Consider the following 21,514-nt stretch of genomic DNA (forward strand, 5'->3'; position numbering starts at 1 on the left):
TTAAGTGAAAAGCTGTTTTTATAAATAGTGACCTTGTAGCTCAGTTGTATGTGGAATCCGCTCAATGTCCCATTGTACTACCGCCTGTTGCAGCATCCGATCGGGAGTGTCCAAATCAACTTCAGCCTGATGCAAAGCCTGAAGTGCCTGTTTTAATAATTGCGGTGCCTGAGTTAAATCCAGTGCTTGGGCCAGATTCTGTTTTGACAGTTTTTGCCCCTGATCATTCATTGCCAGCGGTAGATGCATATAGCTCAGACGCGGATAACCGAGTAACTGTCCCAGATAGATTTGCCGTTCGGTATTATCTAAAAGATCAGCTCCACGTACCGCATGAGTCATACCTTGCAGATAGTCATCGACTACTACAGCCAGCTGGTAATTCATAATGCCGTCACGACGTTTTAAGACAAAATCGCCCAGATCTTTTTTCAGTTCTGAACAGTGCTGACCTTGCAGCCGGTCTTCAAAACAGATTTCAACATCTTCAACTTTTAAACGGATGGCCTGATGCTCAAAAGCCAGACCCAAGTTGCGGCAGGTATCCTGATAGATATGGTTGGAACCGAGCATTTTACGGGTACATTGACAGGCATAGACTAGGTCTTGCTGACGTAATTGCTGGATGACGTCTTCGTAAATATCTAAACGGTCTTTCTGGAAAATGATTTCGGCATCAGGTTCAAGCTGAAAGGCATCCATGGCACGCAGGATATGCTCTTCGCTGCCGGGATAAATGCGGGGAATATCGGTGTCTTCAATCCGGACCAGCCATGTGCCTTGATTGGCTTTGGCATCGCAGTAACTGGCAACTGCGGTAATGAGGGAGCCAAAATGCAAAGGGCCGGTTGGCGATGGCGCGAACCGGCCCACATAAGCCATCCTGTTGTCCCCCTCCTTTTTTAAAGGAGGGGTTAGGGGAGGATTATTTACAGACATACTTAACCGTTATTTTGCTTCTCTTTGATCTCTGCAAGGGTTTTGCAGTCAATACATAAAGTAGCCGTTGGACGTGCTTCTAAACGACGCAAGCCAATCTCGATACCACAAGTTTCACAGAAACCATAGTCATCATTCTGGATTGCTTCGATCGACTGTTCGATTTTACGAATCAGTTTACGTTCACGGTCACGGGTACGTAACTCAATCGCAAACTCTTCTTCCTGAGTCGCACGGTCATTCACATCTGGAAGAGCAGTATTTTCGTCTTGCATCGTATTGAGGGTACGATCCACTTCTGACATCAACTCAGCTTTCCAAGCCAGCAAGATTTGGCGGAAATGCTGAAGCTGACCTTCAGACATGTATTCTTCATTTTTTTTAGGTTGATAAGGTTCAATACCAAATAAGCTAGCAGTAGAACCACCGTCAGTCGTTTTAGGCTTAGATTTGCGTACGCGCTTTGCAGCTTTCTCTTCTACAACATCAGTTTGATTGTCTAAGACTTGATTTTGGTTGTCATTCGCCATTTAGGGCATTCCTCATCTATGCGTATGATTGCTACGCAAAAAATATGGTGATATGCAGTTTTTTATCCACCCTGTAGAAAGATTATCCTCCTATGGGGGCCGTCATCATATAGACTTTTTATGCTTATTGATAGTCTTTGATGTCTGGACTATGCATATCACATTTCCTTTGGTTGCAATAAAGTAATGCAAAAAAAACAAATTGAAAAGTTAATAACCTGAAATTTCGGTATTAATATTTTGCTGGCTCAATGCCACCCGTTCAATATAGGTATCAAACTCACCATTTTGTTGCAAATGTAATACACGATAACCTGGTGCCGCCTGATCTAGCGCGAAATCTTCACTTTTAGGTTTAAACTGCACACTGGTCGATGGCGTGGATAAAAAGTAGATGCCATGCCATTCGTTGCAGGAATCCTGATGCACATGACCAAACAGAACCAGCTTGATATTATGATGCCGAGCCAGTACATCTTTTAAATCTTCAGCATTTTTCAGCCGGTGCTGATCAATCCAGTACGATTTCATCGCAAAAGGATGATGATGGCAAGCGACAATGACATGCTGATGCTTAAATTCAAGCAATAATTGGTCCAATTGATCGAGTTGAGCTTGTTCCACCCAGCCATCGATCTTGCCTTGAACGGCACTATTTAACAGGATCATGGTCCAGGTGCCAAAATGAATGGCATGTACCTGATTCGCATGCTGGTGAAAAGGGAACACCCGAGAATCGTCATGGTTACCTGGAATCTGATAATACGGCACGTTTAAAGACTGGACAAATGCTAAATAGCGTTGATAAGTCTGCTCGACCGGCACCTGTGCCAGATCACCGGTATGAATCAGTGCATCCATTTGGGGAAAGCGCTGTTGGATCTGCTGCATCACCTCGTGAAAACTCTGCTCGGGATTCATCCGGGCAAATTCCAGCTCTTCCCGATCCATCAAATGGGTATCAGAAATCTGGATAATGGTCCAATCTGGCTGTGTGTTTATGCTTGACTGCTGAAAACTCATGTCTTTCCCCTTAGACATATTCCTGCAGTATGAATATGTTGTTGCAACCATTGCAAGGCCATAATGACAGGTGCATTTCTTAAGCGACCATTCGTGAGCAAGGACGGAATATCAGCATAATCCAGAATATGCAGCTGGATATTTTCACCTTCATCCGGCATGCCAAAAATACCGCCCTGTTCAGGCAATTCGGTCTGCGCCACATATAAATGAAATAATTCGGAACATGCCCCGGCGGACGGATAGAAGCTGAAAATGTGCTGCAGCTCATCCAGGGTACAGCCTGATTCTTCGAGTGCTTCGCGACGGATGCATGTTTCAGGCGCTTCATCGCCATCCAGAACGCCAGCAATTACTTCGAGTTGCCAAGGAGAGTCGATATCATCCAGTCCGCCAATCCGGAACTGTTCGATCAGGCCGAATTTCTGCTGTTGATGATTGTACATCAGCACACCCGCTGCTTCTGGCCGATGAATCAGCTCACGTTGCAAAATAGGGGTTGAGCTTTCCTGATTAAATAAACGGTGTTTCAGGCTGACTTTTTCTACCTGAATAAATCCCTGGTACAAGAACTCACGTGCCTCTACGCTAAAGTCTTTTTTATTATAAGAGGCCTGTTTAATAATATTCATATGCTCAGATAGAATGAATTGATTTATTTTCATCCTATCTGAGTTTTTTTTGAAGACAACTGTTTTTTTTACAGTTTTATAGTTTGTGGTATAAATTTTGACCAGAGTTGTGGAAGCTGGCTTTCATCTGATTCATGCCGGCTTCAATTTCGGCCTGAGAGCTTGCCGGCTGATCAGGATTGGCCTGTTGACTGGCATAATCACGAACATTCTGGCTAATCTTCATTGAACAGAACTTTGGTCCGCACATGGAACAAAAGTGCGCGGATTTATGCGCGGCTTTCGGCATGGTTTCATCATGCATGCTGCGCGCCGTGTCCGGATCCAGACTCAAGTTAAACTGGTCTTCCCAGCGGAACTCAAAACGCGCCTTGGACAGGGCATTATCCCGGGCTTGCGCACCCGGATGACCTTTGGCCAGATCGGCTGCATGTGCGGCAATCTTGTAGGTAATAATGCCGTCTTTGACATCCTTTTTATTGGGTAAACCGAGATGCTCTTTAGGCGTCACATAACACAGCATTGCGGTGCCGTACCAGCCAATCATCGCGGCTCCTATTGCCGAAGTAATATGGTCATAACCCGGTGCGATATCGGTGGTGAGTGGCCCCAAGGTATAAAAGGGTGCTTCTTTACAGACTTCCAGTTGCAGATCCATATTTTCCTTGATCATATGCATCGGGACATGGCCCGGGCCTTCAATCATCACCTGAACATCATGCTCCCAGGCACGGTGGGTCAGTTCGCCCAAAGTTCGAAGTTCGGCAAATTGCGCTTCGTCATTGGCATCCTGCACACAGCCCGGACGTAGGCCATCGCCGAGACTAAACGATACGTCATAAGCTTTCATGATCTCGCAGATTTCATCGAAATGGGTATACAAGAAGTTTTCCTGATGATGTGCCAGACACCACTGCGCCATGATCGAACCGCCACGCGATACGATACCGGTCAAACGGTTGGCAGTCAGCGGTACATATCTTAAAAGCACGCCGGCATGAATGGTGAAATAGTCCACACCTTGTTCAGCCTGTTCAATCAGGGTGTCTTTAAAGATCTCCCAGGTCAGGTCTTCGGCCACACCATTGACTTTTTCCAGTGCCTGATAGATCGGTACGGTTCCAATTGGTACAGGAGAGTTGCGGATAATCCATTCACGGGTTTCATGAATATTCTGGCCGGTCGAGAGGTCCATGATTGTGTCTGCACCCCAGCGCGTCGCCCAGGTCATTTTCGAGACTTCTTCTTCGATACTTGAACCGAGTGCAGAATTACCAATATTGGCATTGATTTTGACCAAAAAATTACGCCCGATGATCATCGGTTCCAGTTCCGGATGATTGATATTGGCCGGAATAATCGCGCGGCCGGCGGCGACTTCCTGACGCACAAATTCTGGCGTAATTTCAGTCAGGTTTTTTGCACCAAAATTCTGGCCCGGATGCTGGCGCATATCGACACCATCGAGTTGACGTAGGTTTTCACGAATGGCAATGTATTCCATTTCCGGTGTGATAATGCCTTGCTTGGCATAATGCATCTGGGTGATGTTGCGGCCGCATTTGGCTTTGCGTGGTTTTTGAATATGCGCGAAACGGATCGCAGCGGTACGGATATCGCGTAAACGCTGGCGGCCAAATTCAGAACTGAGCTGATCCAGAATTTCACTATCGTTGCGCTGCTCAATCCAGCTTTCACGAATATTCGGCAGACCTTTGTTCAGGTCAATCGTCACATCGGGGTCAGTATAAACACCAGACGTGTCATAGACCATTAATGGCGGATTATGTTCACCGCCCAGACTGGTCGGGGTTTCACTTAAGGAAATCTCCCGCATCGGTACCTGAATATCAGGACGGGAGCCTTGCAGATAGACTTTACGTGAGGCAGGCAGAATTCGCGTTAAATCGCGTGCTTCCTGTTCATGAGCGGAGAGAGTGGTTTCAGAAGAAAGATTCGTTAACTGGTTCATGGCTATGATCCTTATGATGACATCAACGAATCAAGCACGACCAAAAACGTAGGCAGATTTATCCTGAACAGATAAAGCAAGGGCTGGGTTTTTAGCTGGCTTGATTCCTACGCAGGTATTAACCTGATCAGGTTCAACGGTACTCATGCTCAATTCCTGATAACGATAAAAGGAATCACATGATCTCAGCGAGGCATTACTCGCGCTCCGTCAAGCGAGGCTAAAGCTTAGCTCAGTTTAGGCAGAATAAACAGGTCTAAATCGCTCAACTTTAAACGAGGATTGATTTAGACATGGCGATATTGATTGAAGGTGAAACTGATCCCAACTAGATACAGATGGCATCGGTAAAGCAGTCTTTATCATATTTTTGTGAGGGCGGGCTGATCTGGGCATAGTACAGAATCTGTTCTGCTTCCGAGCGGTTTCTATAATCGGCAGGCAAGACTTGTTGGCGCTGTTCCGGAGTCATGTCCAGAAATTCCAGAAACAGGCGTGCCTGTGTGGACAGCGTTGATTTCTGGCCGTTTGATAGTCCAATAATAGTTTCCAGATGACTGGTATCCACAGCATAACGATCGCGATAATCTTCCGACACCGGGGATTGCTCGGTACCTCTAAACAGGAAATAGGTATATTGCTTCAGCAGATATTCAGCATCGCGTTTATAACTGCTATTCGGATAAGTCTTGAGATAGTCTTCCCAAAGCAGACTGCGGGCTGCAATATCAGTGGCTTCAATCTGCAGGCGTTTTTCCACCAGCACCGGTTCCATATTCTGTTCCGCCAGATTTTCAATAAAGGCTTTTTCAGCGGCCGGTAAATAAGGGGCAAAAATACGCGCCAGATATTCCGGACTGCGGCGATAATGTAAAGTGCCATCCCCCAGATCCAGCAGTTCTACATAAGCCTGCCCCTTGTGTTTTAACAGATACTGGTCACGTGAGGTGAGCTGTTGAAAATGCGCATGCTGAATGGTGGGATGCTGCGCCATTTCCAGTGCATACTGCTCAAAGGCGCGTTGCTGAAATTCGGTGCGATCCACCTTTAAAAAGCGCTGATACATTTCGGTAGAGCGCTGCATCAGTTGCTTCTGCTCCGCCAAGTCCATCAACGGCAGGCACACTTTAAGATCCTGATTAATCTGCTCCAGCGCAAACGTCGTGCGCTGGTCATTAATCTGGGACATATTTTTTTCAATATTCTGGCACATGAGGCTAAAGTCACTGACTGGACTTTGCGTTTGCTTCGCCTCAGTCTGTTCGACCTGGATCTGTGGATCTGAGGGCTGTTGGCAGCCCCCAAGAAGCAGCACGCTACCAGCAAGCACACAGGCTTTGAATATCGACGGGAATGGCATTAACACTATGCTTCAGGACTCTGTATATATAGGTGAATTCAGAAAATAACGGCCTTACTGGGAGATATTGTATAGATCAAACTAAAATACTATGTTTAGTATTGTGAATTGCTTTGTTACATTGCCGGTATGGGAGCCAGAAAATTGAATTAATGATGGATAAAAATTGATCTTTATATTAAAAAATTAATAAAAATCATACGTAAAAATTCAAGAGATCTCTTTAGTATGGCTTAGCTTAAAGCGCCAGAATTTTTTGATCTGAATGGCTGTTAGGGGTTAACACTATAAAATGAAATTAAAACGCAGTGTCATGGCCTGTTTATTGCTATTAATTAGTCCGGCGATTTTTGCCCTGGATTTACAAGAAGCGTATGCACGCGCCCAGCAAAATGATCCAAATTGGCAGGCGAATGTGTTGCAGTACCAATCTGATCAGCTCAATCTGGGGATTGCCAGCGGAAATTTGCTGCCGACCGTGACTTTATCTGGAAATGTGACCCGTAAAAACCAGTCCGTCAACAACTCAGAGTCTGAAGGTTTGCCTGCTGAATTTGGTGAGTTGCAAAGTTCCAGTACAACCAGCCGTCAGGTGGCCTTAACCGCACGCCAACCTTTATTTCGCTGGGATGCCTGGCAAGGTTATAAGCAGGTCAAGACCTCGGTCGAACTCAGTGAAGTCAATCTGCGTCTGCAAAAACAGCAGCATATTTTACAGGTGGCCGAAGCCTATTTTAATGTCTTGCGGCAGCAGTCTTTGACTACGGCTTATTTACAGGAAGAGCAGGCGCTGTCTGAACAGTTACGCATGATGAATGCTAAGCTGAAAGAAGGTTTGGTGGCGCGTAGTGAGGTCAGTGAAGCCAATGCCCAGTATCAAAGTGCCCAAGCCAACCGGATTTCGACTCAAGTTCAGCTGGTACTGGCCCAAGAACAGCTGGCACAGTTAATCGGCCCTTATCAGGAAAATCTGGCGGTATTACGCAACGATTTCCAGTTCCAGAAACCGGTTCCAAGTGATATGCAGTCCTGGACCGAATTAGCACAAAGCCAAAATCTGAATATTCTGCAAGCGCGTCTGCAAAAGCGCTATTCTGAAGATGCCAAACGGGTCGAACAGGCTGCGCTCTATCCGCAGGTCGAAGTGGTCGGAACCTATGGCTATTTAAAGCAAAGTCCGGCTACGATCATGTCCAGCAATGGAGATTTCGACCAGATTGGGGTGGAGGTGAACTGGAATGTATTTAGCGGTGGACGCACGCAAAAAAGTATCCGTCAGGCCGGCGTTAATGTGCAAAAAAGTGAAGCGCAACTGGATGCGGCTATCCGTAAAGCCAATACCGATGTGAAACAGTCCTTTATGCAGGTAGAAACCGATCAGGCCAAACTGAATGCACGTAAAGCCGCGATGGACTCTTCGGAAATTGTCTCACAAGCGTCCAGAGCCCAATATCAGGAAGGCTTAAAAACCATGGTCGATGTGTTGCTGGCACAGCGTAATGCCTTTTCTGCCAAGACCGATTATTTGAATGCCAAATATGATTATCTGTTGCATGTGCTGCAATTGCAGGCCTCGGTCGGGCAGTTAACCGAAAAGGAACTGGCAGAGCTGAATGCCTGGCTGATTGAATATGATTCGCCTCAGCCTCTATGAGGCTACTATTGTCATCAAACTTTCATCATGGATATGCTTTAATATGATTTATTATTGATCATTGTCCTCTATCGTTCAGGAGTAGCTTTCCTTGTGTCCAAATAATCCTGTATTAAGTCATCACATTTCTTCGCAATTTAATGAAGAACTGCAGGACGTAAATACCAAATTCATGACGATGGGCGGACTGGTAGAACAGCAGGTAGCTAATGCCATTCATGCCCTATTGGACACAGATGTCTCAATGGCAGTAGATGTGCAGTTTCAAGATAATGTCGTCAATCAGATGGAACGAGATATTGATGAAGCGCTGACCCTGATTCTGGCGCGCCGTCATCCTGCCGCGATTGATTTACGTATGGTGCTTGCCATGTCCAAGGCCAATACCGATCTGGAACGGATTGGCGATGAAGCCTCGAAAATAGGCCGAATTGCACAAAGCTTGTGTGAAGAGGGTAGCTCACCACGCGGTTATATGGAAACCCGGCATATTGGCAACCAGGTGCGGGTGATGATTCATGATGCACTGGATGCTTTTGCGCGTCTGGATGTAGATCAAGCTTTGAAGGTCATGTTGGCGGATGCGGATATTGACCGTGAATATCAGTCAGCCACACGTACGCTTATGACTTATATGATTGAAGACCCACGGCATATCAGTCGTGTCATCAATGTATTGTGGGTGCTGCGTTCACTCGAAAGAATTGGCGATCATGCCCGGAATATTTCGGAACAGGTGATCTATATGGTCAAAGGTTTTGATGTGCGTCATACCAGTGTTGAAGAAATTGAACAGAAAGTTCAGCGTTAAATCTTAAAAAATTAAAATAAAAAAACCTCCGTACCGGAGGTTTCTTTATTGAGATAGAGAAGCTAACTATGAGTTTCTTCCTCGGCATCATCTTCAAAAGTTTTGGCAATTTTTTCAATATTCAGGCTTTTGGCCATCGCATCAAAGATTTCCTTATACACGCCTTGCTGATGATAAAGCTGGTCGTGCTCGCCATGCTCAGCAATCGTTCCTTCTTTCATCACGTAAGTATAATCCGCATCAATAATCTGCGAAAGGCTATGCGAAATGATGATCACGGTACGGCCTTGCTTGATCTGGTCCAGACTGTGTTTAATCTGTTCCGTGGCAATTGCATCTAGACTCGCCGTCGGTTCATCTAGAAAAATAATCGGTGGATTTTTCAGGAACATCCGTGCCAAGGCAATCCGTTGCTGCTGGCCGCCAGACAGCATCAAGGCATCGTTATCATAACCATCCGGTAACTGTAAAATCTGCTCATGAATCGAGGCTTTTTCTGCTGCCTCAATTACATCCTCCATTGAGGCAGTAGTTTTACCATAACGGATATTGTCAAAGATGGTGCCCTGAAAAATATGATTTTTTTGTAAGACCAGACCAATATGATCGCGTAGATATTGGGTGTCATAATCTTTCAGGTCAATGCCATCCAGTTTGATCTGACCTTGCTGTGGTTCATAAAATTTATCCAGCAAACTGATGAGGGTAGATTTTCCGGCACCCGATAAGCCCACCAAGGCGGTAATTTTATTGGGGCGAATTTCCATATCAATATCTTTCAGGGCATGGTGGCCGTTTGGATAATAAAAATTCACGCCACTCAGTTCAAATTTGCCTTGGACAATCGGTTTCTGCTGACCGCTTTGTTCAATTTCATCATCGGCCTCCAGAATTTTGAAAAAGCTTTCTGAATAGATCATGGCATCATTCACTTCATCATAAATCCGGTGCAGGGATCGAATTGGGGCAGAGACATTATTAAATAGCAGCACATGAAACATGATCATACCGATACTCATCTGGCCATCCAGCACAAAGTAGGAGGTTAAAATAATGATCAGTACAATCCCGATCTGTTCCAGAAAAGTTTTCAGGCCATCAAACAGGAAACTGGTCTGGCGGGTTTTCATCTGATTGTCGGTCAGTTCACGCTGTAAACCGAGCTGCTTTTCCGATTCAATCGATTCGCGGTTAAAAGACTTAATCACGGTAATCGAGTTGATGATACTGAGAATGCCCTGACTTTTTCTCTCCCGACCATCGCGAAGACTGCGGCGCCAGCCCCCGAGTTTTTGTGCCTGCTTATAGGTCAGCCAGAAATAGATAGGAACAATAGCAGTCGCGACCAGACCGACATACACATTGGCATAGTACATTAGCCCCAAAGCCACAATGGCACTGGTAAATAACGGTAAAATATCAATAAAGAAAATTTGCACCAGACGGGTCAGTGAGCCAATGCCACGGTCAATCCGGGTCTGTAATTTACCGGCCTGGTTATTTTCCTGATTAAAAAATTCCAGCCGATATTTTAAAAATTTTTCAATAATCCCTTGGGCCAGATCCTGAGAGACAAAAATCCGCAGTTTCTCTCCATAGAACTTCTGCCCGAACTGGACAAAGGCATTGATAATTTCTTTGCCGAGCAAAATCGCCGAAATCGTGATCAGAATATGCCAGCCTTGTTCCAGTCCTTGACCGGTTTCGAGTAGCGAATTGATGCTGTCGACCGCATATTGCAAGGTAATGGCATTGACCTGTGCGGTGAATGAGCCAATCAGGGTCAGAATCAGCGTGGCAATCACCAGCAACCGGTAAGGCTGAACAAAGGGACGAAGTTTCTGAAACAGCTGCCATAAGTTCATAAAAGGATTATTTTTATTGTGAAAGTTGAATTCAGTCTAGGCAGGAATTAGGCTAGCCACAAGCATAAATGTTGTAGTCATTTGTGAAGAGCAGTTGTAATCCTTTAGGTCGAATGTCAGTATTTTCATGTGGATACTGGATTGAATTGATATGACTCTCGATTTATTTGCACCCCAGCCGCAAGCCAATGTATTACCTTTTGATGGGGTAGTGGAGGATTATGGCCTGATTTTGGATCAGGAACAAAGCCAGCAGTATCTACAGCATTTTCTCAGTCAGCTGGCCTGGCAACATGATGAAGTGCATTTATTTGGCAAGCACCATGTCACAGGTCGCCAGGTGGTCTGGTATGGCGATGAACATTATCAGTATCGTTATTCTGGTACGCTCAAACAAGCTCAGGTATGGACACCCGGATTATTCCGTTTAAAGCAGCATATTGAAATTCTGGTCGGTCATCCCTTTAATTCCTGTCTGGCCAATTTGTATGAAGATGGTTCCCAAGGCTTGGGCTGGCATAGTGATGATGAGCCGGCGTTATATACAGGTACCTCTCGGGAAAATGTCATCGCTTCTCTAAGTCTGGGAGCTACCCGTAAAATGAGCTTTAAGCATAAAATTCACAGCGATAAAGTCGATGTGCTGTTACACAGTGGACAACTGATTGTGATGCGTGGCGCGACGCAGCAGCACTGGAAGCACAGTATCAGCAAAACCAGCAAAGTTTTAACACCGAGAATTAATCTGACTTTTCGTTATTTTTATCCTTAAGAAGCATTTTGGAGTGTAAAAAAGCACCCTAAAGGATGCTGATTTAAAAAAATTTAAAAACAGATTAAGGCGTGATTCCGGCAGGATGGCGATACCAGCTTTCAATCAACAAGGCAGCCGCAATACTGTCCGCAGAGAGTTTCTTGCCTCGACCTTGAGCTTGGTAATGATCCAGTTCATCGCGTGCTTCACGGGTGGTCAAACGTTCATCCACCATCCAGGTTTCAATATTGGTCTGATGACGTAAACGGCGGGCAAATTTTCGCGCCCGTGTCGACAGCTCCGATTCACTATCATCCATATTCAATGGTAAGCCGACCAGAAATAAATTGGGTTGATGGCTTTTCACGATTTTGAGTAGTTCATCCCAGTTGGGAATACCATCTTTCATGGGAAATAAGGGTAGGGGATTGGCACTAGCAATCAGGGATTGTCCGACCGACATTCCCATTTTTTGTGTACCAAAATCAAACGCCATAATGGTTTGTGGCGCGTTTACATCAGGCATGTCCAATCTCGGAAGATAACCAGTTGCGGTCTACCCCCATTTTTTTATAGGCAGCGTCCCAACGGTCGTTATAAGGTAAATTAAAAATCAGATCCATATCGGAATCACAAATCAGCCAGTCACCACGAGCAATTTCCTGTTCCAGCTGGTGTTTGCCCCAGCTGGCATAGCCAAGTGCAATCTGATAGCGACCAACGCCTTCATTATGCGCAATGGCATCCAGAATATCTTTCGATGTGGTAATACAGACATTCTCGCCTACGGCAATAGACGAATGCCAGGTCGGCTGACCGGTATGCAGGACAAAGCCGGCCTCAGGGCGTAATGGACCACCTTGCAATACTTCATGCGGATTGACATTGTCTGCTTCAATATCAAGATCATTCAGCAATTCTTTAATTTGAATGCCGGCAGGTCGATTGATAATGATGCCTTGCGCACCATCTTCATCATGCCGTGCGAGATAAATGACCGTCTGGGCAAAAAAATCATCATTCGCATGCGGCGGTGCAATCAGACAACGATGTGTCAGAAACTGTTTGGTCACCTGAGCAGTTCTCCTTAAAATTAATTTCTTCGCAGAGAAATCCTATGATCCTAATAGCTACGTTACTAGAGCTTCTTGGATTCACCAAATTTTATTTGTCCAGATTGTAAATATTTAAGCCTGCTGAAATTTCAGCTGACGTAACTGACGGGCATGTTGCAAGGTGGTTTCACTAATCTCTACACCACCTGTCATTCTTGCAAGCTCCTGAATTATTTCATTTTCTTCAAGATTGATAATCGTGCTGCTGGCAGGATCAGTCTGCTGTTTTTTCACCAGTAGGTGCTGATCAGATTGTGCTGCAACCTGCGCCTGATGGGTAATACACAGAATCTGTACATGTTGGGCCAGATCGGCCAGTAAACGCCCGACAATCTCTGCGGTACCACCACTGATCCCGACATCAATTTCATCAAAGACCAGCACTTCCGCTTCGGTTTTTTCCGCATTCATGACTTGCATCACCAACGCAATACGCGAAAGCTCACCACCTGATGCAACCCGGGCCAAAGGCTGTGCCGGAATGCCTTTATTGGCAGTAAAAAGTAGCTGGATAAAGCTCAGGCCTTCGCTAGATGGATGTTCCAGAGGCTCAAACTTAAACTCAAAACGTGCTTCAGGCAGTGCCAGCTGTTTGACCTGCTCAGTGAGCTGCTTGGCCAAAGGTGCTGCGGCTTCACGGCGAATCTGATCCAGATGTTGGGCTTTATCCAGAAATTCCTGATAAGACACTGCTACCTGTTCAGCCAGTGTTTCCGGATCTTCCAGTTGATGTAACTGTTCCAGTTCACTTTGCCAGGCTTCATATTCTTCTTTCAGTAATTCTGGCTGGGTACGATATTTACGTGCCAGACGATGGAAGATTTCTAAAGTTGAATTCAGTACTTCCATGCGTTCAGGATCAAAACTCTGCCGATCCATAAACTGGCGTAAATTCGCTGCTGCATCTTCAAGTTCGCTTTGAGCATTCAGTAGGGAAGTATAAATCCCGGAAAGCTGTTCACTGCGTCCGGCATGCGACTCAACCCGACGCATAATTGATGCCAGTTCCTGAGTGATATTCTGTTCAGCTTCATCCAGCACATTCAGGCTATAGACACAGTCCTGCATAATGGCTTCATGATGCGAGAGCCGATCAAATTCCTGTTCAATTTCAGGATAATCCGTCTGAACAATTTCTTCCAGTTCTTCGAGTTGCAGCTCAAGGGTTTCCAGACGCTGCTTGCGTGTCGCTTGTGCATCCAAAGCTGCCTGATGCTGGCGAATATTTTTTTGCCAAGTGCTATACGCATCACGTACTGCTTGAGCCGGCGCATAAAAATGATAATAACGATCCAGCCAGTGCTTCGGATAAGGCGGTTCCAGAAGTTGCTGCTGACTATGCTGGCTATAGAGTTGTACCAGTAAACGCCCAATTTCTTTCAGTTCAGACAGGCTGCTCGGACGTCCATTGATCCAGGCCTTGCTGCGGCCGGTAGCAAAAATCACCCGGCGTAAATGAATTTCACCTGATTCGTCATCCAGCTCATGTTCTTTTAACCATGCGGCTTCAGGACTGTGTTCCTGATAGCTGAAACTGGCAGTGACATCGGCTTTTTCTGAGCCATAACGTACATAATTGGTATCGGTTCGCTCACCCAAACAGGCAGACAATGCATCCAGTAAGAGGGATTTACCTGCACCGGTTTCACCGGTTAAAACGTTAAAACCTTTATCAATATCAATAGCAAGATGTTCAGCTAAAGCAAAATTGATCAGAGTTAAATGTGTCAGCATAAACGCATCCGGGCTGCGAAAAGTTTGATTGAAATAGCCTGATGTCGGATTGGGGTCGCAACATGGCTGTGATTATTATAAATCAGGACGAATCAATTTCATTCTATCTTAAATTTTAGCGATTTATATATGCTTATTTCACTGTATTTTCGCAAGAAGCTGACTCAGAAGTCCGTTAATGCACTGCTGATTTTCATATTTTTGACATCCCCAATCTTTAAATTAAAGACTCAATTGAGCCTGTTTTTAAAAGAGCGCGTGCAGATCGAAACTTAAGTTTATCTATCAGCAAAATACAGGCCAAAACATGCTGTAAATAGAAGGGGTTCAGGTGATACAGAATATTTGATCGACGCCGACAAACTTCGATTGATTAGTTGAGGGTGCACATTTAAACTACAGCAATCAAAATATTACAAAATGCTTTATCTGGAGAAATCGCATGTCAGCTCAGTTTGATCATGTATCTGTACTTAAAAAATCTAATGTATATTTCGGCGGGTTGTGTATTAGCCACATTGTACAATTTGAAGACGGGACCAAAAAAACTTTGGGTGTCATTCTGCCATCAGAAAATGCCTTGACCTTTGAAACACATGTTCCTGAGCGTATGGAAATTGTTTCAGGTGAATGCCGTGTTCAGATTGGCGATAGCGAAGAAAGTGAGCTGTTCCGTGCGGGGCAGTCTTTCTATGTGCCGGGCAATAGCCGTTTTAAAATCGAAACCGATGATGTGCTGGACTATGTCTGCCATTTTGAAGGTTAAGTCCAGATTCAAGATCAGTGTAAACCGGGCAAGAAATTTCAGTGCGAATCGGTTAAACTAATCAGCTATAGAAATCCTGTGAAGTCAGCTTTACGGGATTTTTCTTTTGTATATAACTAATCTAGAGGTCGTTCATGGCAAAACCTGAATATTTTTATGGCGTACATTCAGTGGAGTCATTGTTAGAGCTTGAGCCTGAACGTGTCTTGACATTATTCACTCTCAAAGGACGCGATGATCAGCGTTTAAAGCGTGTACTGGAACTGGCTGAACCGTTTGGGATCAGTGTGCAGCAAGCCAGCCGTGACAAACTGGAGAAACTGGCCGGGCAACCGTTTCATCAGGGGGTCGTAGCCGCAGTTCGTGCTCATCCAACCCTGAATGAAAAAGATCTTGAATCCTTGTTGAGTGCGAATCCTCAAGCGTTGTTATTGGCCCTCGATCATATTACCGATCCGCATAATCTCGGTGCCTGTATCCGTACAGCCGCTGCAATGGGCGTTGAGGCAGTGATTGCGCCACGTGATCGTTCTGCAACGTTAACCCCGACTGCACGTAAAGTGGCTGCAGGTGGTGCGGACAAAGTCAAATTCATTCAGGTCACCAATCTGGCGCGTACTTTGGGTCAAATCAAAGAAGATTTTAATGTTCGTGTTGTCGGAACTATGCTGGATGAAAAAGCGCTGCCGATTCAAAATTTTGATTTTACCGGTACTGGCGTCTGTATCGTGATGGGTGCGGAAGATACTGGCCTACGTCCAATTACGCAAAGCCAATGTGATCAGACCGTGTATATTCCGATGGCAGGTAATCTGCAAAGTCTGAATGTCAGTGTGGCTACAGGCATGGCGCTGTATGAAGCCTGCCGTCAACGTAACCTTTAATTGATGATGGCATTGTCAGACCGTACCCAAGGCTATGTTTTTTTAGTTGTTACCATGTGCATCTGGGGCGGTTTTACTTTAACAGCCCGCCTGAATGCGCTGTGGCAGATCAGTGCTTGGGATATTGTGGCCTTGCGTTTTTCTTTGGCCTTCCTGATTCTGATGCCGATCTTGCTTTATCGTAAAGAGGCCGCTTTTTTACTGAAAAAAGAGCCTTTTATTTTAGCTATGATTGGCGGGGTGATTTATTGCCTGTTTGCCTATAGTGCTTTTCACTACGCACCTACCGCCCATGCTGCAATTTTCTTGAATGGCTGTATTCCGATCTGTACCGCGATCATGGCTTTTTTTCTGATGGGGCAGGCTTTTGATAAACATACCTGGGCCAGCCTGATCATTATGATCGTCGTACTATGTCTCATGAGTATGCTGATGTATCGGGAAACTGGTGTAGCCTTTGGGGCAGGGGACGGGCTGTTTTTTATCAGTGCCATACTTTGGGCGATTTTTACTGTTTTATTGCGTAAATATCAGCTAACTGCATGGCAGGCAATGTGTGGTGTCGCGATCTGGTCGGCAGTGATATATGTGCCGATTTATCTGCTATTTTTACCGAAAAATTTGAGTGTGCCTGAACCCAAGCATTTACTGTTTCAGACCATTTTTCACGGCATATTTGTGGTGATTATTGCTACTTTAAGCTATGTAGAAGCCATCAAGCGTCTTGGTGCATTTAAGGCAGGCAGTATTACCAATCTTGCACCTTTTATTGCGGCAATTCTGGCTGTACCTTTATTAAATGAAACTTTAAGTCTGGCCATGGTGTGTGGCCTGATGGGTATGGCCGTCGGGGCCTTACAGCCGTGGCGCTGGTTACAGCATCAGGACAGTCTGAGCCGAAAATTAGCAGAACAAAAAAAGCAGTCTTAATCAGACTGCTTTTTTTATGCTTCAGCTGGCTGCCATGTTTAAATATTTTTGATGTAATGGTCTGAGATGAGCATAGAGATGATCCAGATGACCATCATTTAGGACAATATCATCGGCCATGGTCTGCTTTTGTTCGCGGGACATTTGGGCGGCAATGATATTGCGAATTTGTTCGATATTCTGGCCATCACGTTGTGAGGCCCGCTCAATTTGCAGTTCGATGGTGGCATCAATCAGTAAGGTATGCTGAGTGAGTTCGTGCTGATTGGTTTCAAATAAAAGTGGTGAAACCAGAATGGCATAGGGACTTTGCGCAGCATGTAGTTGCTGGATAATGGAAGTGCGAATTGCCGGATGGGTAATACTTTCCAGGGTCTTGCGTGCTTCAGGAGACTGGAAGATATATTCACGCAAGGCACGACGATTCAGTGAGCCATCGGCAAGCAGTACCCAATCGCCAAAAGCCTGCTGGATCTGGGTAAGTGCAGGCTGCCCAATTTCGACCACTTCACGCGCTACCACATCGGCATCGACTACCGTGATCCCTTGTGCTTCAAACCACTGACTGGCAGCAGACTTGCCACTGCCAATCCCGCCGGTTAATCCGAGTATAAATTTCACTTTATTGACCTAAATACACTTTCATAATCTGCTCGCCCCACAAAAAAGCAATCCAGCCGGCAATCGCGATATAGGGACCAAAGGCAAAAGGCTGATTTTCCTTGCGGACTTTCAGTAGGATAATCCCGATAATCGCACCAACCAGAGAAGACAGCAGCACAATTAAAGGCAGTAATAAAGGCCCCATCCAGGCACCCAGGGCGGCAAGCAATTTAAAATCGCCATAGCCCATACCTTCCTTGCCGGTAACGATTTTAAATGCATAATACACCACCCACAGACACAGGAAACCAATAATATAGCCCCAGATGGCAGCACCGGGTAAGGTATAAAGTGCATAACTATTTACCCCCAAACCTAGCGCGGCCAAGGGTAAAGTATAACGGTCAGGCAATAACTGGGTGTCAAAATCAATAAAAGTGAGTGCGATCAGCACATAAGTCAGGATCAGGCCAAACAGCATTTGTAGGGTAGGGCCAAATACTGCTACGACAAGGAGTGCACAAACTGCCGTCAGAATTTCAACCAAAGGATAACGGATGCTGATCGGATTCTGGCAGTTGCTACATTTTCCGCGCAGGACCAGCCAGCTAATGACGGGAATATTCTGGTACCAGCGGATTGGCTGATGACACTTGGGGCAAGCTGAAGCGGGTTTGCTTAAACTTAACTTAGTTTCATCAATCACCGGCTGTTCCGGATGCAGGAACATCTGGCAATCAGTACGCCATTCCTGTTCCATCATCTTGGGAGTGCGGTAAATCACGACATTCAGAAAGCTGCCGATACATAAACTAAAAAGCCCAACTGCGATATACAACGCCGTTGGGTTTTGAATAAAATATTGAAGAAAATCGTGCATTAAACCACAGAACCCATTTGGAAAATTGGAAGGTACATGGCAATCACCAGACCACCGACAAGCACACCGAGAACAGCCATAATGAGCGGTTCCATCATCGAGGTTAAGCCGTCAACTGCATTGTCGACTTCATTTTCATAATGTGTGGCTACTTTGTCTAGCATGGCATCTAGTGCACCAGATTCTTCACCAATCGCGACCATTTGTACTGCCATGGATGGGAATTTGTTGGTCACGCGCATGGCAAACTGTAGTTGTTGACCTGTGGCGACATCTTCACGGATTTTCATCACGGCATCTTCATACACGACGTTATTGGTAGCGCCGGCAGTGGATTCCAGTGCATCAATCAAGGGAACACCAGCTGCGAAAGTCGTGGCCAAAGTGCGGCTATAACGTGCAATAATCGCTTTATACACCAGGTCACCAAAAATCGGGGCTTTGAGTGCGGCCTTATCCAGAAAATCGCGGAATTTCTTGCTGCGTTTTTTCGCTTCAAGAAAAGCGGTAATCACGGCCCCAATGGCGATAATCAGCAGGAACCAATACTTTTGCATCCATTCCGACATATTGACCACCATTTTGGTAAAAGCCGGTAAGTCCGCACCAAATGAAGAGAATAAATCCTGGAAAACCGGGACCACTTTGACCATCAGAATGATGGTAACAATTAGGGCGACTACAACCACCGCAGCAGGATATTTCATGGCTTTTTTGATTTTTTGCTTGAGTAGTTCGCTTTTTTCTTTGTAAATCGCAACGCGATCTAGCATGGTTTCTAAAGCACCAGATTGTTCACCAGATTCGACCAGTGAACAGAATAGGTTGTCGAAATATTGTGGATATTTGCGCAGTGCTCCGGCAAAAGTATTACCGCCTTCAACCTCACCTTTAATTCCTAGTACAACTTCACGCATCGCCGGATTTTCCAGACCTTCTGCGACAATTTCAAAGCCTTGTACCAGTGGTACCCCGGCTTTCATCATGGTCGCCAACTGTCGGGTAAAAATTGTAATATCCAGTGTTGAGACTTTTTTCTTCATCAAGCCTTCAAGGATATTTTTTTTCTTTTCCCGAATGGTCTTGATGCTGATGCCTTGTTTCCGAAGGGTGACCTTGGCCAGAGCCATATTTTTTGCTGGCAATTCCCCCTTGATCTTTGCCCCTTTACGATCAATTCCTTCATAGCTGAAGATCGGCATCATCTGGCCTTTCTTTACTGCTGCCATACCTTTATCCTTATTTTAGATCAGCGCCCGATCATTCGCTGGTGACACGATTGACTTCCTGTAAAGAAGTCACCCCCTGCATCACCTTGATTAAACCTGACCGGCGTAAATTGTTAAAACCTGCACGTGCGGAAGCATCTGCAATTTCAAGTGCATTGCCGTCCTCCATAATAATTCTGGAAATTTCGGGTGTTACTTTCATAACTTCATAAATACCTACACGACCCTTATAGCCTTCACGACATTCATTGCAGCCCACCGGTTCATAAATTTGGAACTCAGGTTGCTGCAAGTCGGTTTCGGTAAAGCCCATCTCCAGTAAGCTTTGTTGCGGAATATCTGCAGGTTTCTTGCATTGTGAACACAAACGACGCGCCAACCGTTGTGCAATGACCAGGTTTACTGAAGTGGCAATATTGAAAGAGGGCACCCCCATGTTTCGTAAACGGGTCAAGGTCTCAGGCGCACTATTGGTATGCAAGGTCGACATCACCATATGACCGGTCTGCGCCGCTTTAATCGCAATCTCGGCAGTTTCCAGATCCCGGATCTCACCGACCATTACGATGTCCGGGTCTTGACGTAAGAAGGACTTCAGTGCGGCAGAGAAGGTAAGACCAACTTTATTGTTGACGTTGACTTGATTAATGCCTTGTAAGTTAATCTCGACCGGATCTTCCGCTGTCGAAATATTGGTATCTTCACGATTGAGGATATTCAGACCGGTATACAGTGAAACGGTTTTACCGGAACCTGTTGGACCAGTGATCAGGAGCATGCCTTGCGGTTTGTCCAGCGCTTGCATAAAAAGGTCTTTTTGTTCCGGTTCATAACCTAGTGCATCAATTCCCAACATCGCGCTGGAGGGATCCAGAATTCGCAGTACCAGCTTCTCACCAAACAGGGTAGGGAGAGAGTTGACACGGAAATCAATGGCTTTATTTTTAGAAAGTTTTAATTTAATACGACCATCTTGCGGTACCCGTTTTTCAGAAATGTCCATTTGCGACATGACTTTAAGACGCGAAGACAAGCGATTTGCCAGCTGTAGTGGTGGTGTTGCAATCTGGCGTAATACCCCATCTACCCGGTAACGTACCCGATAGATTTTTTCATAAGGTTCAAAATGTAAGTCTGAAGCCCCCATACGGATCGCATCAATTAGTAATTTATTAATATATTTGACAATCGGTGCTTCTTCACCCTTGTTACTGTCATCCTCTTCTTTATTCGGATCAGCAGATTCGACATCAACATCCAGATCAAAGTCTTCATCGAATTCAAAGGTACTTTCTTCGGTAAAATTCTGCTCGATCAGTTTTTCAAGTTTATTGTGTTCAACAATAATGGTTTCAATATTGAGTTTGGTGGAAAAGCGGACTGCATCAATCGCTTCGATATTGGTCGGGTTACTGGTCGCAACATATAAAATACTGGAATTTCTAAAAATCGGCAGAATGCGATGCTTGGTAATCAGCTTTTCATCAATCGCATCCCGAAGAATTTGAGCAGGATCATAGGCACTGATATCAAACAGCGGTTCGCCAAATTCGACTGAAATCGTTTCAGCAATGACGGTTGGAAAAAGTTGCTGCTGGTTAATTAACTCAGCCACAATATCGATTTTTTCTTGTTTGGCATGCGCTAATGCACTGCGCATATCTTCAGCCGAGATGACGCCTTCCTCGACCAAACGACGAATAAATCCGGTAAATCTTGGCGACCCCTGTAATGCTGTCATGCTATAAATGCCTACTCATCAAATTCTTTTAATTGCTATACTAAAATTATACGTTTGTTACGTAAAAATACCATAGCCAAGAGTGCTGCTAG

20 protein-coding genes and 1 riboswitch are annotated in these 21,514 nt (G+C 45.2%); of the genes, 6 read left to right on the forward strand and 14 right to left on the reverse strand.

What is annotated here, in order from left to right; genetic code table 11:
* Positions 1 to 18 precede the first annotated feature (18 nt).
* From gluQRS to F995_RS00970, 6 genes are all read right to left on the reverse strand, one after another.
* A complete protein-coding gene (gene gluQRS / locus F995_RS00945) occupies positions 19 to 939 on the reverse strand; it encodes a tRNA glutamyl-Q(34) synthetase GluQRS (RefSeq protein WP_004281071.1) in 921 nt (306 codons plus the stop codon).
* A gap of 2 nt (positions 940 to 941) precedes the next feature.
* On the reverse strand, positions 942 to 1,469 hold the full coding sequence (gene dksA, locus F995_RS00950) for an RNA polymerase-binding protein DksA (protein WP_004281072.1): 528 nt from the start codon (positions 1,467 to 1,469) through the stop codon (positions 942 to 944).
* A gap of 210 nt (positions 1,470 to 1,679) precedes the next feature.
* A complete protein-coding gene (locus F995_RS00955; RefSeq protein WP_004281073.1) occupies positions 1,680 to 2,492 on the reverse strand; it encodes a metallophosphoesterase in 813 nt (270 codons plus the stop codon).
* Positions 2,489 to 3,124 (reverse strand): NUDIX domain-containing protein, encoded by a 636-nt coding sequence (locus F995_RS00960; protein ID WP_004281075.1) that lies wholly within the window; start codon positions 3,122 to 3,124, stop codon positions 2,489 to 2,491. The genes F995_RS00955 and F995_RS00960 overlap by 4 nt, the downstream gene beginning before the upstream one ends.
* A 76-nt stretch (positions 3,125 to 3,200) precedes the next feature.
* Positions 3,201 to 5,096, reverse strand: a complete 1,896-nt coding sequence (thiC, locus tag F995_RS00965; RefSeq protein ID WP_004281076.1) for a phosphomethylpyrimidine synthase ThiC — start codon at positions 5,094 to 5,096, stop codon at positions 3,201 to 3,203.
* A gap of 87 nt (positions 5,097 to 5,183) precedes the next feature.
* Positions 5,184 to 5,316, reverse strand: a riboswitch (TPP riboswitch).
* 108 nt (positions 5,317 to 5,424) lie between these two features.
* On the reverse strand, positions 5,425 to 6,456 hold the full coding sequence (locus tag F995_RS00970) for a hypothetical protein (protein WP_004644924.1): 1,032 nt from the start codon (positions 6,454 to 6,456) through the stop codon (positions 5,425 to 5,427).
* Positions 6,457 to 6,748: 292 nt separating this feature from the next.
* Between F995_RS00970 and F995_RS00975 the strand changes: the two genes are divergently transcribed.
* Both F995_RS00975 and phoU read left to right on the forward strand, forming a co-directional pair.
* Entirely contained in the window at positions 6,749 to 8,110 is a 1,362-nt protein-coding gene (locus F995_RS00975) for a multidrug efflux outer membrane protein AbuO (protein WP_004281078.1), read from the forward strand.
* 91 nt (positions 8,111 to 8,201) lie between these two features.
* The gene (gene phoU / locus F995_RS00980) at positions 8,202 to 8,921 is read left to right on the forward strand and encodes a phosphate signaling complex protein PhoU (protein ID WP_004281079.1); all 720 of its coding nucleotides are present in this window, start codon (positions 8,202 to 8,204) and stop codon (positions 8,919 to 8,921) included.
* Between the two features lie 62 nt (positions 8,922 to 8,983).
* Here phoU and F995_RS00985 read toward each other — a convergent pair whose 3' ends face one another.
* Positions 8,984 to 10,786 carry an ABC transporter ATP-binding protein gene (locus F995_RS00985; RefSeq protein ID WP_004281080.1) on the reverse strand — a complete coding sequence of 601 codons (1,803 nt, stop codon included), beginning with the start codon at positions 10,784 to 10,786 and terminating at the stop codon, positions 8,984 to 8,986.
* Positions 10,787 to 10,937: 151 nt separating this feature from the next.
* Between F995_RS00985 and F995_RS00990 the strand changes: the two genes are divergently transcribed.
* Positions 10,938 to 11,558 (forward strand): alpha-ketoglutarate-dependent dioxygenase AlkB family protein, encoded by a 621-nt coding sequence (locus F995_RS00990; protein ID WP_004281082.1) that lies wholly within the window; start codon positions 10,938 to 10,940, stop codon positions 11,556 to 11,558.
* 64 nt (positions 11,559 to 11,622) lie between these two features.
* On the opposite strand, the gene ruvX is transcribed toward F995_RS00990, so the two are convergent.
* From ruvX to recN, 3 genes are all read right to left on the reverse strand, one after another.
* On the reverse strand, positions 11,623 to 12,066 hold the full coding sequence (gene ruvX / locus F995_RS00995) for a Holliday junction resolvase RuvX (protein WP_004281083.1): 444 nt from the start codon (positions 12,064 to 12,066) through the stop codon (positions 11,623 to 11,625).
* Entirely contained in the window at positions 12,059 to 12,613 is a 555-nt protein-coding gene (locus F995_RS01000; RefSeq protein ID WP_004281085.1) for a YqgE/AlgH family protein, read from the reverse strand. Before F995_RS01000 ends, ruvX begins: the two co-directional genes overlap by 8 nt.
* A gap of 114 nt (positions 12,614 to 12,727) precedes the next feature.
* Entirely contained in the window at positions 12,728 to 14,389 is a 1,662-nt protein-coding gene (recN, locus tag F995_RS01005) for a DNA repair protein RecN (protein ID WP_004644925.1), read from the reverse strand.
* Positions 14,390 to 14,831: 442 nt separating this feature from the next.
* On the opposite strand from recN, the gene F995_RS01010 reads away from it, so the two are divergent.
* The 3 genes from F995_RS01010 (at position 14,832) to F995_RS01020 (ending at position 16,969) form a co-directional block, all read left to right on the forward strand.
* Positions 14,832 to 15,155: a pyrimidine/purine nucleoside phosphorylase gene (locus F995_RS01010; protein WP_004281089.1), complete on the forward strand. Its 324-nt coding sequence runs from the start codon at positions 14,832 to 14,834 to the stop codon at positions 15,153 to 15,155.
* A gap of 134 nt (positions 15,156 to 15,289) precedes the next feature.
* On the forward strand, positions 15,290 to 16,039 hold the full coding sequence (gene rlmB / locus F995_RS01015) for a 23S rRNA (guanosine(2251)-2'-O)-methyltransferase RlmB (protein WP_004281091.1): 750 nt from the start codon (positions 15,290 to 15,292) through the stop codon (positions 16,037 to 16,039).
* A gap of 6 nt (positions 16,040 to 16,045) precedes the next feature.
* Positions 16,046 to 16,969 (forward strand): DMT family transporter, encoded by a 924-nt coding sequence (locus F995_RS01020; RefSeq protein ID WP_004644926.1) that lies wholly within the window; start codon positions 16,046 to 16,048, stop codon positions 16,967 to 16,969.
* Positions 16,970 to 16,990: 21 nt separating this feature from the next.
* Here the strand turns inward: F995_RS01020 and coaE are convergent, their stop codons facing one another.
* The 4 genes from coaE to pilB are packed head-to-tail and all read right to left on the reverse strand — an operon-like array spanning position 16,991 to position 21,422.
* Positions 16,991 to 17,590: a dephospho-CoA kinase gene (coaE, locus tag F995_RS01025; RefSeq protein ID WP_004281093.1), complete on the reverse strand. Its 600-nt coding sequence runs from the start codon at positions 17,588 to 17,590 to the stop codon at positions 16,991 to 16,993.
* Between the two features lies 1 nt (position 17,591).
* Entirely contained in the window at positions 17,592 to 18,452 is an 861-nt protein-coding gene (locus F995_RS01030; protein ID WP_004281094.1) for a prepilin peptidase, read from the reverse strand.
* Positions 18,452 to 19,681, reverse strand: coding sequence for a type II secretion system F family protein (locus F995_RS01035; RefSeq protein ID WP_004281096.1), 1,230 nt, complete (start codon positions 19,679 to 19,681; stop codon positions 18,452 to 18,454). Before F995_RS01035 ends, F995_RS01030 begins: the two co-directional genes overlap by 1 nt.
* Positions 19,682 to 19,712: 31 nt before the next feature.
* Positions 19,713 to 21,422 carry a type IV-A pilus assembly ATPase PilB gene (pilB, locus tag F995_RS01040; protein WP_004644929.1) on the reverse strand — a complete coding sequence of 570 codons (1,710 nt, stop codon included), beginning with the start codon at positions 21,420 to 21,422 and terminating at the stop codon, positions 19,713 to 19,715.
* Positions 21,423 to 21,514 lie beyond the last annotated feature (92 nt).

This window comes from Acinetobacter sp. CIP A162 (assembly GCF_000367905.1).
Classification (GTDB): domain Bacteria; phylum Pseudomonadota; class Gammaproteobacteria; order Pseudomonadales; family Moraxellaceae; genus Acinetobacter; species Acinetobacter lwoffii.

What these genes read in the sequence shown, in the direction of transcription:
- gluQRS (WP_004281071.1), bottom strand. Translation starts at nt 939, where the DNA reads ATGTCTGTAAATAATCCTCCCCTAACCCCTCCTTTAAAAAAGGAGGGG.
- dksA (WP_004281072.1), bottom strand. Translation starts at nt 1,469, where the DNA reads ATGGCGAATGACAACCAAAATCAAGTCTTAGACAATCAAACTGATGTT.
- F995_RS00955 (WP_004281073.1), bottom strand. Translation starts at nt 2,492, where the DNA reads ATGAGTTTTCAGCAGTCAAGCATAAACACACAGCCAGATTGGACCATT.
- F995_RS00960 (WP_004281075.1), bottom strand. Translation starts at nt 3,124, where the DNA reads ATGAATATTATTAAACAGGCCTCTTATAATAAAAAAGACTTTAGCGTA.
- thiC (WP_004281076.1), bottom strand. Translation starts at nt 5,096, where the DNA reads ATGAACCAGTTAACGAATCTTTCTTCTGAAACCACTCTCTCCGCTCAT.
- F995_RS00970 (WP_004644924.1), bottom strand. Translation starts at nt 6,456, where the DNA reads ATGCCATTCCCGTCGATATTCAAAGCCTGTGTGCTTGCTGGTAGCGTG.
- F995_RS00975 (WP_004281078.1), top strand. Translation starts at nt 6,749, where the DNA reads ATGAAATTAAAACGCAGTGTCATGGCCTGTTTATTGCTATTAATTAGT.
- F995_RS00985 (WP_004281080.1), bottom strand. Translation starts at nt 10,786, where the DNA reads ATGAACTTATGGCAGCTGTTTCAGAAACTTCGTCCCTTTGTTCAGCCT.
- F995_RS00990 (WP_004281082.1), top strand. Translation starts at nt 10,938, where the DNA reads ATGACTCTCGATTTATTTGCACCCCAGCCGCAAGCCAATGTATTACCT.
- ruvX (WP_004281083.1), bottom strand. Translation starts at nt 12,066, where the DNA reads ATGCCTGATGTAAACGCGCCACAAACCATTATGGCGTTTGATTTTGGT.
- recN (WP_004644925.1), bottom strand. Translation starts at nt 14,389, where the DNA reads ATGCTGACACATTTAACTCTGATCAATTTTGCTTTAGCTGAACATCTT.
- F995_RS01010 (WP_004281089.1), top strand. Translation starts at nt 14,832, where the DNA reads ATGTCAGCTCAGTTTGATCATGTATCTGTACTTAAAAAATCTAATGTA.
- rlmB (WP_004281091.1), top strand. Translation starts at nt 15,290, where the DNA reads ATGGCAAAACCTGAATATTTTTATGGCGTACATTCAGTGGAGTCATTG.
- F995_RS01020 (WP_004644926.1), top strand. Translation starts at nt 16,046, where the DNA reads ATGGCATTGTCAGACCGTACCCAAGGCTATGTTTTTTTAGTTGTTACC.
- F995_RS01030 (WP_004281094.1), bottom strand. Translation starts at nt 18,452, where the DNA reads ATGCACGATTTTCTTCAATATTTTATTCAAAACCCAACGGCGTTGTAT.
- F995_RS01035 (WP_004281096.1), bottom strand. Translation starts at nt 19,681, where the DNA reads ATGGCAGCAGTAAAGAAAGGCCAGATGATGCCGATCTTCAGCTATGAA.
- pilB (WP_004644929.1), bottom strand. Translation starts at nt 21,422, where the DNA reads ATGACAGCATTACAGGGGTCGCCAAGATTTACCGGATTTATTCGTCGT.